This is a genomic window from Vreelandella olivaria, assembly GCF_023507745.1.
Taxonomy (GTDB): Bacteria; Pseudomonadota; Gammaproteobacteria; order Pseudomonadales; family Halomonadaceae; genus Vreelandella; species Vreelandella olivaria_A.
This window is the reverse complement of the sequence record NZ_JALPZO010000134.1, coordinates 89691-102189: the sequence shown is the minus strand read 5'-3', so window position 1 is coordinate 102189 and position 12499 is coordinate 89691. Positions and strand designations below refer to the sequence as shown.

10 protein-coding genes are annotated in these 12499 nt (G+C 53.6%); 9 read left to right on the top strand and 1 reads right to left on the bottom strand.

All coding sequences use genetic code 11. The features are described 5' to 3' along the window. Window positions 1-37 precede the first annotated feature (37 nt). The 7 genes from HP566_RS16355 (at window position 38) to HP566_RS16325 (ending at window position 8819) form a co-directional block, all read left to right on the top strand. Window positions 38-598 (top strand): TRAP transporter small permease, encoded by a 561-nt coding sequence (locus HP566_RS16355; protein ID WP_249978344.1) that lies wholly within the window; start codon window positions 38-40, stop codon window positions 596-598. A 9-nt stretch (window positions 599-607) separates the two neighbouring features. Then, window positions 608-1891: a TRAP transporter large permease gene (locus HP566_RS16350; protein WP_249978342.1), complete on the top strand. Its 1284-nt coding sequence runs from the start codon at window positions 608-610 to the stop codon at window positions 1889-1891. A gap of 11 nt (window positions 1892-1902) precedes the next feature. Further along, on the top strand, window positions 1903-2709 hold the full coding sequence (locus HP566_RS16345; RefSeq protein ID WP_249978341.1) for an enoyl-CoA hydratase/isomerase family protein: 807 nt from the start codon (window positions 1903-1905) through the stop codon (window positions 2707-2709). A gap of 20 nt (window positions 2710-2729) precedes the next feature. Continuing rightward, window positions 2730-3917 (top strand): CaiB/BaiF CoA transferase family protein, encoded by a 1188-nt coding sequence (locus HP566_RS16340; protein WP_249978340.1) that lies wholly within the window; start codon window positions 2730-2732, stop codon window positions 3915-3917. An 83-nt stretch (window positions 3918-4000) separates the two neighbouring features. Beyond that, the gene (locus tag HP566_RS16335; protein WP_249978339.1) at window positions 4001-5227 is read left to right on the top strand and encodes a pyridoxal-phosphate-dependent aminotransferase family protein; all 1227 of its coding nucleotides are present in this window, start codon (window positions 4001-4003) and stop codon (window positions 5225-5227) included. A gap of 13 nt (window positions 5228-5240) precedes the next feature. Then, the gene (locus HP566_RS16330) at window positions 5241-8249 is read left to right on the top strand and encodes an FAD-binding and (Fe-S)-binding domain-containing protein (protein WP_249978338.1); all 3009 of its coding nucleotides are present in this window, start codon (window positions 5241-5243) and stop codon (window positions 8247-8249) included. 45 nt (window positions 8250-8294) lie between these two features. After that, window positions 8295-8819, top strand: coding sequence for a gamma carbonic anhydrase family protein (locus HP566_RS16325; protein ID WP_249978337.1), 525 nt, complete (start codon window positions 8295-8297; stop codon window positions 8817-8819). Between the two features lie 84 nt (window positions 8820-8903). Here the strand turns inward: HP566_RS16325 and HP566_RS16320 are convergent, their stop codons facing one another. Further along, window positions 8904-10595: an L-lactate permease gene (locus HP566_RS16320; protein WP_249978336.1), complete on the bottom strand. Its 1692-nt coding sequence runs from the start codon at window positions 10593-10595 to the stop codon at window positions 8904-8906. 393 nt (window positions 10596-10988) lie between these two features. Here HP566_RS16320 and HP566_RS16315 point away from each other — a divergent pair, with 393 nt between their 5' ends. Both HP566_RS16315 and HP566_RS16310 read left to right on the top strand, forming a co-directional pair. Then, window positions 10989-11681, top strand: a complete 693-nt coding sequence (locus HP566_RS16315; protein WP_249978335.1) for a glutathione S-transferase family protein — start codon at window positions 10989-10991, stop codon at window positions 11679-11681. 82 nt (window positions 11682-11763) lie between these two features. Then, window positions 11764-12453 carry a glutathione binding-like protein gene (locus HP566_RS16310; protein ID WP_249978334.1) on the top strand — a complete coding sequence of 230 codons (690 nt, stop codon included), beginning with the start codon at window positions 11764-11766 and terminating at the stop codon, window positions 12451-12453. Window positions 12454-12499 lie beyond the last annotated feature (46 nt).

Sequence of the window (12499 nt, the reverse complement as noted above, 5' to 3'; positions counted from 1 at the left end):
TTCGGTGGGTGAGCGCCTCTTGGTACTGGAGGTTTCAATGAGTGCTTATACCAAGTTCAAGAACGCTTACTTTGCGTTTCTTGAGGGGATTGTCGTGGTGTTGGTCATTGCCCTGGCGGGTGTGGTGACCATTGGTTTTGTCTCCCGCTATCTGGGTTCGCCATTGAGCTGGTACGACGAACTGGCGGCAGTGTTATTGGCGTGGGTGACCTACTACGGTGCGGCGCTGGCGGCCGCCAAAGGTGCCCATATTACCTGCCCAAGCGTATTGAATATGTGCCCACCGTCAATCAGGGTGCCCATCGCCCTGCTGGCGGAAGCAATCACGATTGGTTTTTTTATCTTCCTGGGGCTGGCGAGCTATCAGGTCATGATGATTTTGGAGGGCGTCAATATGGTCAGTCTGCCCGCTATCTCCATGCAGGTTACCCAGTCGGCAATTCCTGTGGCCTCAGTGTTATTCATCATAGCGGAGCTGCTCAGGCTGCCCGACGTCTTGAAGAGTGCGCGTGGGAAGGGTTTTGTCGACCATGAATTGGAAGAGGAGGGTATTGATGCCGATGAAGTCGAAGCCGTCAGCACTCAGCAGCGAGGGTAGGTAACCAACATGATCATTCTCTATATATTTCTTGCCCTGATCGCGCTGATTTTGATCAATGTGCCGGTGGCCGTCGCACTTGCTCTGGTGGGCACCATCGCCACCTTTATGACCTATGGCAGTATGGCAATGCCTACTGTTGGCATGACGATGTTCGAAGGGGCGACCAACTTTCCCTTGATTGCCATTCCGCTGTTTATCCTGGCGGGAGCCATTATGAATGCCTCCAGTATTTCTCGCCGCCTGATTGACCTTGCGATGGCAATGGTGGGATTTATCAAAGGCGGCCTGTCGATGGTGACTATCGGTGCTTCGGTCTTCTTTGCTGAAATTTCCGGGTCATCGGTGGCGGGAGTGTCAGCGATTGGCAGTATTCTGATCCCCGCCATGCGTAAGAAAGGCTACTCCAAGGAGTTTGCCGCCTCTATTTCCTCTTCAGCTGCCAGTCTGGCGATTATTTTGCCACCCTCTATCCCGATGATTCTTTATGCGGTGATGTCGGGAGAGTCGGTCGTGCAAATGTTCGTGGCAGGCATTTTCCCCGGCTTACTTGGCGCGATGGGGTTGGCTGCGATGTGTTACTACCTGGCCCGGAAATATAATTTTCCTTCCGAAGGGCGTTTTCAGGCATCCCAGTTATGGAAAGCGCTGAAGGAAGCCGTATGGGCGCTGTTAATTCCGGTCATTATTCTGGGTGGGATTTTTGGCGGCTTTGTTACCGCAACAGAAGGGGCAGCCTTGGCCGTCTGTGTGGCGATTTTTATCAGCGCCGTGGTGTACCGCGAATTTACGCTGAAAAACTTTATTGAATCCTGCAAAAGTGCTGGTGTGCAGACGGCGGTGGTCATGTTGCTGGTTGCCGCATCAGCGGTGGTAGGCGGGTACCTGACAGAAACGCGTATACCCCAGGCCATTGCGATGCAGATCAGTGAGTTGACCAGCAACAAGTACGTGATATTAGCGTTACTGAACATCATCTTTCTGATTCTGGGGGTTTTCCTTCACTCCGCAGCGGCCATCATCCTGGTGGTGCCTATCGTACTGCCGTTGGTGCTGGAAGTGGGTATTGACCCGCTCCACTTCGGTTTGATCGTGACCCTTAACCTGGCAATCGGCCAGCAGACACCACCGGTGGCCAGCGTGCTGATAGCATCCTGCTCTATTGCCAAGTCGGATATCTGGGCTACCTCCAAAACGAACCTTTGGTTCATTGGCGTGCTGTTCGCGATTCTGATGATTAATACCTATATCCCCGCCTTTGCATTGGCACTGGTTAACTTCATTTACGGCTAAGGGAGCAGCAGATGGCACATTATCAACAAGCACCCACGACGGAAAGCATACAGTTTGAATTACGCGACGGCGTGGCCTGGATTGGCTTTAACCGACCGCAAAGCCGCAATGCAATGACCTGGGATATGTATAACGCCCTGGAGTATTACTGCGACACCCTGGCAAGTGATGATCGTGTGTATGCGGTTGTCTTGCACGGGGTGGGCGGCGAGGCATTTGTGGCCGGTACGGACATCACCCAATTTGCCAGCTTCACTGCGCCTAATGACGCCATTGATTATGAGCGGCGTATAGATCGCGTAGTGGGAAAGCTGGAGACATTCCCCAAGCCCACGCTGGCGCTGATTGAAGGGGCATGCGTGGGCGGTGGGGCTGCGCTGGCGCTGGTATGCGATTTTCGTTATGCCACTGGCACCATGAAGTTTGGCGTGCCGATTGCAAAAACGTTAGGTAACACACTCTCCATTACGAATGTGTCGCGGCTGGTGGATATGGTGGGCATTCCACGCACCAAGGAAGTACTCATGATGGCCCGGCTGATCACCGCTGATGAAGCCCATGCCGCCGGACTGGTGAGTCAGTTGTTTGCCGATGACACCATTTATGCGGATGTTGCCGCGCTGGCTGCCGGTTTCAAACAACGCGCGCCATTAACGTTGCAGGCCAGTAAGGCGTTGATTGGGCGCGTTCAGCAGCAACGTCGTTTGCCTCCGGAGGTAGGCGATGACTGGGTGACCACCTGTTATATGAGCCAGGACTTTGCGGCTGCCGTGGATAAGTTCGTCAACAAAACGCCTTTCGAATGGTCAGGCCGTTAACGTCTACAGGAGGAGAGCACATGCTTCCCTTACAAAATATAAAAGTGCTCGATGTATCACAGATAATGGCTGGCCCTTACTGCACCATGGTGCTTGCGGATATGGGGGCGGAGGTGATCAAGGTTGAAAAGCTGAACGGCGGCGACGACAGCCGGCAGATGGGGCCTTATGTGAATGGGGAGTCGACCTGTTTTTCCCAGATCAACCGCAATAAGAAAAGCATCTCGCTTAACCTCAAGGATGAACGGGCAAGGCAGATTTTCTATCGTCTGGCTGCGGAGACGGATGTCATCGTCGAAAATTATCGCCCCGGCGTCACCAAGTCGCTGTCTATCGACTATGACACGATTAAAGCCATTAACCCCGCTATTGTTTACTGCTCCATCTCGGGGTACGGACAAACCGGCCCCTATAGCCATAAAGGCGGGTTTGATCTGGTTGCCCAGGGGATGACCGGGCTTATGTCGATGACCGGCGAAGAGGGCAGGCGCCCCCTGAAAACCGGGATTGCGGTATACGACATTGGCGGTGGCATTACCGCTGTTTACTCCATCCTGGCAGCCCATATCCACAAAATGAATACCGGAGAAGGGCAGCACATTGATATTGCCATCACCGAGTGTGGGTTGCCCTGGTTTACCTGGGAAGCCGCCGCTTACTTTGCCGAAGGCACCGTTCCTGGCCCCACCGGTTGGCGCCACCGGGTCTCTGCCCCCTATCAGGCCGTTAAGGCCAAAGATGGTTACCTGATGCTGGGATGTGCCAACCAGCGGACCTGGGAACGGTTTTGTCGTGACGTGTTAAAACGCGAAACGCTAATGGAAGACCCACGCTTTTTAACCAATCACGACCGCGGTCAGCACGTGGATGAACTGGAAACCCTACTTGAAGAGCTGATGGCTAACCAAACGGTGGATGAGTGGTTAAGCGTATGCGATACCGCTGGCGTGCCCGCAGGGCCAATCAATGACTTTGCCCAGGCCATGCAGGATGAGCACTATCTGGCGCGGGGGATGGTGGAAGAGATGGAGCACCCGGTCATTGGAAAAATGAAAACCATCGGTTTTCCCAGCAAATTTTCCCGAACACCTGCCAAGATTCGCTCTTCGGCACCGCTATTCGCCCAGCATACTGATGAGGTGCTTGAGCAACTGGGGATTTCTACGGAAGAACTGGAGACGTTGCGGGCTGAAGGGTGCATTAAGTAGCCTTTTTTTAAACACTACAATTGAATTCATTATCCATTTTCAAGAAATGCTTATCCGCGACAACAACAATAGGAAGTGACACCATGTTAAATCTCGATTTTCATCCCTCCGGCCGTCATTTTTTGCAGATTCCTGGGCCATCACCGGTGCCAGACCGCATCCTGAGGGCCATGAGCCTGCCCACTATTGATCACCGGGGCCCCGAGTTCGGCGCGCTGGGGCTTGAGCTACTGACCAAGGTCAAGCAGGTTTTTAAAACTGAATATCCAGTCATTATCTATCCGGCCTCTGGAACGGGAGCCTGGGAAGCGGCGTTGGCGAATACTCTGTCGCCGGGGGATCGGGTACTCATGTTTGAGACCGGCCACTTCGCTACCTTATGGCACAAAATGGCACTGCGCCTGGATCTCACACCGGAGTTTATTGGCTTGCCCGGCTACGAAGGCTGGCGGCAGGGGGTTCAGGCCGACATGATCGAGGCGCGGCTTAACGATGATAGTGGGCATGAAATTAAAGCGGTATGTGTTGTTCATAATGAAACCTCGACAGGCGTGACCAGCGATATCGCGGCGGTGCGTAAGGCAATGGATGCAGCCGGTCACCCGGCGCTGTTAATTGTCGATACGATTTCAGGGCTGGCCAGCGCTGATTACCGCCACGACGAATGGGGCGTGGATGTGACAGTTTCCGGCTCTCAAAAAGGTTTGATGCTGCCTCCTGGTATCAGCTTTAACGCCCTATCACCAAAAGCAATTGAGGCGAGCAAAAAGGCGCGATTGCCGAAGAGTTTCTGGGCCTGGGACGAAATTCTGGAAGCCAATCAGAACGGCTACTGGCCGTATACCCCCAGCACCAATTTGTTGTATGGCCTTAATGAAGCACTGGATATGCTGCTGGAAGAGGGGATGGCGCAGGTACTGGCCCGCCATCAGCGTTGGGCAGCAGGGGTGCGTGCCGCCGTCAAGGCGTGGGGGCTGGAGGTTCAATGCCAGGATGCCGAGCTCTATTCACCCGTGCTAACCGGTGTCGTGATGCCCGATGGGGTTGATGCGGATAAGGTGCGCACAATTATCTACGAACGCTTCGATCTCTCGCTGGGGATGGGGCTGGGCAAAGCGAAAGGCAAGATGTTCCGGATCGGCCACCTGGGCGACTGTAACGACTTAACGCTGATTGCCACGCTGGGCGGGTGTGAGGCAGGGATGAAGCTTGCCGGTGTTCCCCTGAAAGGTAGTGGTGTGCTGGCAGCACTGGACTACTTTGCAGCGCACCCTCTGCGTTCTGCCAGTGATCGTCAGGCCACACAGTGAAAGGAGGTGTGCCATGACGTCACTTACCCACCAATATCGATCCCGGGACGCCAGGATACAACCAGTTAGCACGCTGGCAGAGCGGCTAGCCCAGGAAATAAACGGTAACGTACTGTTCGACCATGCCACTCGCGGGCGTTATGCCACCGATGCTTCCATCTATCAGGTGACGCCTGTTGGCGTGGTGATCCCCCGCCACCAGGAAGATCTGAAAGTTGCCCTCGATATTGCCCGCGATGCCAAAGTACCGGTGCTGGCACGTGGGGCAGGTACCAGCCAGTGTGGTCAAACTGTGGGTGAGGCGCTAATCGTCGACACCACTCGCTGGCTCAACCAGGTGGTAGCGTTTGACGAAGAGGCGCGTACAGTCGTGGTGGAGCCAGGTATGGTGCTTGACCACTTGAACGCCTGGTTAAAGCCTTATGGACTATGGTATCCCGTGGATGTTTCCACCAGCGCGCAGTGCACCATTGGTGGTATGGCCGGTAATAACTCCTGCGGTTCGCGTTCCATCTATTACGGTAATATGGTGCATAACGTTATCGGGGTGGAAGCGCTGTTAGCCGATGGCGCCGAGGTGGATTTCAGTTTTGTGGATGCGTTCCAGGCAGGCTCCCGTGAACAGCAACTGGCCCAGCAGGTACAAGCCATTGCCGGGCGGGTAGGCCCTGATATCCGCAACCATTTCCCCAAGGTGTTGCGCCGGGTGGGTGGCTATAATCTGGATCTTTTTGATTGTCAAAACCCCAAGCCCTACGACCCGGATGGGCGCGCCAATCTGGCCCACCTGTTGGTGGGGTCTGAAGGTACTTTGGCGGTTAGCCGACGTATCAAGCTCAAACTTTCCCCTCTCCCTGAGCAGAAAGTACTGGGAGTGGTTAATTTTCCGACCTTTTATCAGGCGATGGACTTCACCCAGCATATTGTCAAGCTGGGGCCGATGGCCGTTGAGCTGGTTGACCGCACAATGATTGAACTCTCGCTGGAAAACCCGGCGTTTCGGCCTGTTATTGAAAAGGCGTTGATCGGCAAACCCGAAGCGATTTTGCTGGTGGAGTTTGCCGGCCAGGATCGCAACGAACAGCTGGCCGCACTACAACGCCTTAACGAATTGATGGGCGATTTGGGGCTCCACGGCAGTGTGGTGGATATGCCGGAAGCAGTTGAGCAGAAAGCGTTGTGGAATGTGCGCAAGGCGGGGCTCAACATCATGATGAGCATGAAGGGGGATGGCAAGCCGGTTTCGTTTATCGAGGATTGTGCGGTTCCCCTGGAACATCTGGCCGAGTACACCAGCAAGCTTACGGATGTGTTCAACCGCTATGGCACCGAGGGTACCTGGTATGCCCATGCAGGAGTGGGCACGCTGCACGTTAGGCCCATCCTTGATATGCGCCGTGGCGGTGCTCAAAAAATGCGTGAAATTGCTGAGTTGGCCTCTTCCCTGGTACGTGAATATAAAGGTGCTTACTCCGGGGAGCATGGCGACGGGCTGTGCCGTGGTGAGTGGGTGGCATGGCAGTTTGGTGAAACGGTGAATAACGCGTTTCGGGAGATTAAACAGCTCTTTGATCCCGATAATCTGTTTAATCCAGGCAAAATCGTCGATACCCCAAAAATGGACGATGAACGCTATTTTCGTTTCCCCACCACCTATCAGCGCATCCCCCTCACGCCGGTATTTGACTGGTCATCGTGGAATGTTCAGCGTGATCCGCTGACCGGGGAGCAAACACTGCCAGGCACCGCAGGGGATACTACTCATGGGTTAGCCATGGCAGTGGAAATGTGTAATAACAATGGGCACTGCCGGAAGTTTGACGCGGGCACCATGTGCCCCAGCTTCCGTATTACCAAAGATGAGCAGCACCTTACCCGGGGCCGTGCGAATACGCTGCGCCTGGTGCTTTCCGGCCAGTTGGGCGAGGAGGGGCTTGCCGGTGATGCAGTCAAAGAGGCGCTTGATCTGTGTGTGTCCTGCAAAGGGTGCAAGCGCGACTGCCCCACTGGTGTTGATATGGCGAAATTCAAAATTGAAGCCCGCACTGCCAGAGTCCGGGCGAAAGGCCTGTCGTTGCGTGACCGTATGGTAGGGGAGATGCCCCGTTATGCCCTTTGGGCCAGTAAATTTTCTGGCCTGGTCAATGGTGTCGAGCGTGTTCCATGGTTAGCGAAACATATCAAGAATGCACTTCATTTAGCCCCCCAGCGGGCACTGCCTGGGTTCAAGGGTAACTTCCTGGCGAGCCAGAGTAACGAGGTAGCAACCCGAGCCACGATCAGTGAACATGAGGTGCTGCTGTTCGTTGATACCTTTAATAATTACATGGAAGGCGATAATGCCAAAGCGGCCAAACGGGTACTGGAGGCGGCAGGGTATCGCGTATACCTCAATATGGTGAAAGGCCAGCGGCCATTATGTTGTGGCCGCACCTATCTGTCTTCCGGCCAGTTTGAAAAAGCCAAAGCCGAGGCTAAGCGAACCCTTGAGCACCTGATGCCCTTCGTTGAGCGTGGCGTTGCCATTGTAGGCTTAGAGCCTTCCTGCCTGCTTAGTATGCGCGATGAGTTTCTCCAGTATGGCTTTGGCGAAGAAGCCAAGGCGCTTGCGGAATCTGCTTATCTGTTTGAAGAATTTTTAGTGAAAGCACACACGGCAGGCCAGTTACCCCTTGAGTTGAAGCCGCTGGCAGTAACACGAGCGATGCTACATGGCCATTGCCACCAAAAGGCGTTTGATGCCCTGCGCCCCGTTGAGCAGGTGCTAGGCTGGGTGCCGGGTCTTTCGGTCGAGACGATTGAGTCTTCATGCTGTGGCATGGCCGGGAGTTTTGGTTATGAAGCCGAGCACTATGCGGCGTCCCTGAAAATGGCCGAGCTATCGCTATTGCCTGCTATTCGCCAAGCCGGTGAGGATGCCGTATTGGTGGCAGATGGTACCAGCTGTCGTCATCAGATCCACGATGGAAGCGGGCGCGAAGCAATTCACGTTGCCCGATTGCTGGAACAGGCGCTAGCCTAGGGTTTGGGTCAGTCGTGGTGATAACAAACAAAAGGAGTGTTTTACGTGGCCATCTATCAATTTGGTGAGCACCAGCCAGAAATTCACGATGATGTTTATATTGCGGAAACCGCTGACGTGATGGGGCAAGTAACGCTGAAAACTCGTTCAAGCGTTTGGTATCATGCCGTTTTGCGTGGCGATAGTGATCATCTGGAAATTGGTGAGGAGAGCAATATCCAGGACGGCGCGGTCCTGCACGCAGACCCTGGTTATCCCCTGAAAGTCGGTAAAGGCGTCACGGTTGGGCATCAAGCCATGCTGCACGGCTGTACCGTGGGGGATGGCTGTCTGATTGGTATCCAGGCCGTTGTGTTGAACGGCGCGGTGATTGGCGAAAACAGCCTGGTCGGCGCTGGCGCTTTTATTAAAGAGGGAGCGGTTTTTCCACCCAATTCTCTGATTTTGGGCTCTCCCGCCAAGGTGGTTAGGGAGCTTTCTGCAGAGGCAGTGGAGGGCTTAAAGATGAATGCTCAAAGTTATGTGCTGCGTAGCCAACAACATGCCAAAACGCTTAAGCGTATTGGTTGATGGTGAGCTAAACGGCTTGTCCTTAAACGCCTCACCCCAGTCGATAGCTGGGGTGAGGCAAGTACTTACTACTGTGTTGGATCTCTACATTAAAGGGTCTGTTACCCCCAGGACATAGAACGCGAGCATGGCAATAATGCCGGTAAACACCAGGTAGTAGATGGTAGGAATAATGGTTTTGCGGATCGTGGTCCCTTCGCGGCCCAACAGGCCGACCGTGGCTGAGGCGGCCACCACGTTATGAATCGCGATCATATTCCCTGCAGCAGCACCCACCGCCTGAAGCGCTATCATCATGGCCGTAGAGAGGCCCAGGGTTTGCGCGATACTGAACTGGAACTCTGCCAGCATCAGGTTGGAGACGGTGTTGGAACCCGCAATAAAGGCACCCATTGCACCCACGGCTGGGGCAAAGAAGGGATAAACGCCGCCAACTCCATCAGCCACTGCCTGGGCCATCATAACCGGCATGGAGACGAGATCTGCACCGTTAACCCCAGAGTTGATCAGGATACGTACCATGGGGACGGTGAAAACCAGCACGAAGCCAGCACCAAAAATGGTTTTGGTAGATTCAGAGATGGCCGCGCTCATCTGGCGAGGATTCATCCTATGCAGGAAGTAGGTGACCAACACGACCGCCAGAATGATCCCGCCAGGCAGATAGAGTGGCTGTATGCCGCCACTAACACCCGTCTCACCAAATATATTGTTCCAGTCCAGGCTGATAGAGGTTAACGCAGCTTGCAGCGGCTCAATGGTACGTGAAGCTACCAGGAACAGTGCTAGCAGTACGTAAGGAACCCAGCCTTTAAAGGTTGACATAGGTGCCTTACCGGCTACGTCATCAAGCTTGATTTGCAGGTTGCCAATCCACTCATCAGGCCAGGAGGTGGACTCAGGAAAGTCCCAGGTATCTTTGGGTAGCAAGAAGCCTTTACGGGCTGCCGGTACAACAATCGCCAGACCCACCATCGCGCCAATCATGGATGGAAATTCCGGGCCCAGGATAACGCCGACCAGCATGTAAGGCACAACAAAGGCGATACCGGTGAAGATGGCAAAAGGTGTGATCGACAGACCTTCCTTCCACGAACGGTTAGCGCCAAAGAAGCGCACCATAACCAGGACCAGAATCAGTGGCATCAGGATGCCTACAATACCGTGGGTGATTGCCACAGAACTTGTTACCTGTTGGAAAAAGACATCCCACGTGGAGCCGCTTGCCTCTAACTGAGTGGTGATATCCGCACGGTTGAGGCCGCTGCCGACCCCCACCACGATGGGCGTACCAACCGCACCAAACGACACAGGGGTGGACTGGATCATCATACCCACCACCACCGCGGCCAATGCCGGGAAACCCAGGGCAACCATTAAAGGAGCTGCCACAGCCGCTGGTGTGCCGAAGCCAGACGCACCTTCAATAAAACAGCCAAACAACCAGGCAACAATTAACGCCTGTACACGGCGGTCAGGACTGATACCTGAAAAGCCGTTACGAATGGCGGTGATGCCTCCAGAGTGTTTCAGCGTATTGAGCAGCAGAATAGCGCCAAAGATGATCCAAAGCAGGCCCGCTGTTTGAATCAGACCCTGAATGGTAGACGCTGCCACACGGCTAAATGACATATCCCAAACGGTCAGGCCAATAATGGCAGCCGTCAGAAAAACAATCGGCATCGCTATTTTGGCAGGTATTTTGAAGCCAACGAGCAAAATACCTGAGAGCAACAGCGGCAGAAATGCCAGAAGTGCAAGTGTAGTTTCATTCATGGGAGGAACGGCCCCTTGTTATTGATTTGGTGTGCTCCGCAATAGCCAACCAGACTGTCAACGCAATACTGGTCGGAGTAGTGTGAAAGATACGGTCAGGTTGCCGGAATAACTAGATTGGAGAATTGGTCATACCAGTTAACGGGGTGTGTTTTTAACATTTCTAGCGCAGTTATTTTATTTTAAATGTTTGTTTTTTAATATTTTTTAAGATGTTTGTTGAGTTAGGGAAGGTCGGCGACCCATTAGACTAATAGACAGTGTAGACCCTACTGAAGCATGGACGCGAACGCTCGCTACTTGCGCCAGGCAGGGCTTAGCCTCACTGTTGATGAGTAGGTTATCTCATAATGGTCAATGAATAACGAATGCACACCAAGAGAAGGGGTCGCGATGGCACGCATACTGTATGATTTATGTGGTCGGGATGAGCGTTTACGCTTTTCTCCTTACTGCTGGCGGGTACGTATGGCAATGGCCCATAAGGGGTTATCGTTTGATACCGTTCCTTGGCGGTTTTTGGAAAAAGAGGCGCTCGCTTTTGCTAACTACGACAAAGTGCCTGTACTAAGCGATGGCGACACGGTGGTCACTGACAGCTTCGAGATTATGCGTTATCTGGATAAAGCGTATCCTGAAGCCCCGGTGCTGGGGGAAGGCATTAGCTACCAGCGTGCGCTGTTCTTTAAGCGGTTTGTCGAGCGTAGTGTTACACCTCCCATCTTTCGTATTGTCGCGATGGATTTACTGGAGGCGATCGATCCATCGGATAAAGCCTATTTTCGCGAAACGCGTGAAGCCCGCTTCGGAGCACGCCTGGAAGAGGTACACCAGCCTGAACAGGGGCGTCGCCAACTAAAGCGGGTATTAGCTCCCGTGCGCGACCAGTTAAGAGCCTCATTGTTTATCGATGGCGGGGAGCCTGGTGGGGCCGATTATCTTCTGTTTGGCAGCATGATGTGGGCCTATAGCGTGTCTCTGGAAGTCCTGGTGGATGAAGAAGACCCGCTGGACCTATGGTTTAAACGAATGCTGGAAGTACACGGTGGGGTGGCAGGAAAAGCCACCACTATCCGTGATCTATAATGAGGTCAGCGACATCCGGGATGTCGCTCCCGACTCACCGGCAATGTAAACCGCATTGAGTGTTTATGTTGAGGAGATGGCAATGATTGACCTGTATTACTGGACAACACCTAACGGCCACAAAATCTCCATCATGCTTGAAGAGGCAAAGCTTGCTTACCGTATTAACCCAATCAATATTGGCCGCGGTGAGCAGTTTGATCCTGAGTTTCTTGCCATTTCGCCCAATAATCGCATCCCCGCCATTGTCGATCACGCACCCAGCGATGGTGGTCAGCCGCTGGCGCTGTTCGAATCAGGCGCCATTTTGGAGTATTTGGCAGATAAATGTGGCCAGTTCTTACCGGCTAAAGGCCGGGAGCGCTACATAGTACTGCAGTGGCTCCATTGGCAAATGGGCGGGCTTGGGCCGATGGCAGGCCAAAACCATCATTTTGGTCATTATGCGCCGCAGAAAATTGAGTATGCCATTGAGCGCTATGTGCGTGAAACAAGCCGTCTTTACGGGGTATTGGATCAGCGGCTTTCTCAGCAGAGTTATGTGGGGGGAGGTAGCTACTCCATTGCTGATATAGCGGTGTATCCCTGGATTGTACCATGGGAAAAGCAGCGCCAAACCCTTGAAGAATTCCCTGATCTGGAACGCTGGTTCCATGAAGTGTCGCAGCGTCCTGCAGTGCGGAAAGCATATTCTCTGATCGAGGACATTAATCCCCAGGCAGGGGTTGCGATGGATGAGCAGGCACGTAAACATTTGTTTGGTAATCTTTAAATAGTAGCGTTTTAAAAATGGCAGTGCGCCGGGGTTAGTCGCAGTT

Bases quoted from the DNA above. Each gene is read 5' to 3' on its own strand.
- HP566_RS16330 (WP_249978338.1), top strand. From the start codon at position 5,241: ATGACGTCACTTACCCACCAATATCGATCCCGGGACGCCAGGATACAA.
- HP566_RS16320 (WP_249978336.1), bottom strand. From the start codon at position 10,595: ATGAATGAAACTACACTTGCACTTCTGGCATTTCTGCCGCTGTTGCTC.
- HP566_RS16345 (WP_249978341.1), top strand. From the start codon at position 1,903: ATGGCACATTATCAACAAGCACCCACGACGGAAAGCATACAGTTTGAA.
- HP566_RS16340 (WP_249978340.1), top strand. From the start codon at position 2,730: ATGCTTCCCTTACAAAATATAAAAGTGCTCGATGTATCACAGATAATG.
- HP566_RS16335 (WP_249978339.1), top strand. From the start codon at position 4,001: ATGTTAAATCTCGATTTTCATCCCTCCGGCCGTCATTTTTTGCAGATT.
- HP566_RS16350 (WP_249978342.1), top strand. From the start codon at position 608: ATGATCATTCTCTATATATTTCTTGCCCTGATCGCGCTGATTTTGATC.
- HP566_RS16310 (WP_249978334.1), top strand. From the start codon at position 11,764: ATGATTGACCTGTATTACTGGACAACACCTAACGGCCACAAAATCTCC.
- HP566_RS16315 (WP_249978335.1), top strand. From the start codon at position 10,989: ATGGCACGCATACTGTATGATTTATGTGGTCGGGATGAGCGTTTACGC.
- HP566_RS16355 (WP_249978344.1), top strand. From the start codon at position 38: ATGAGTGCTTATACCAAGTTCAAGAACGCTTACTTTGCGTTTCTTGAG.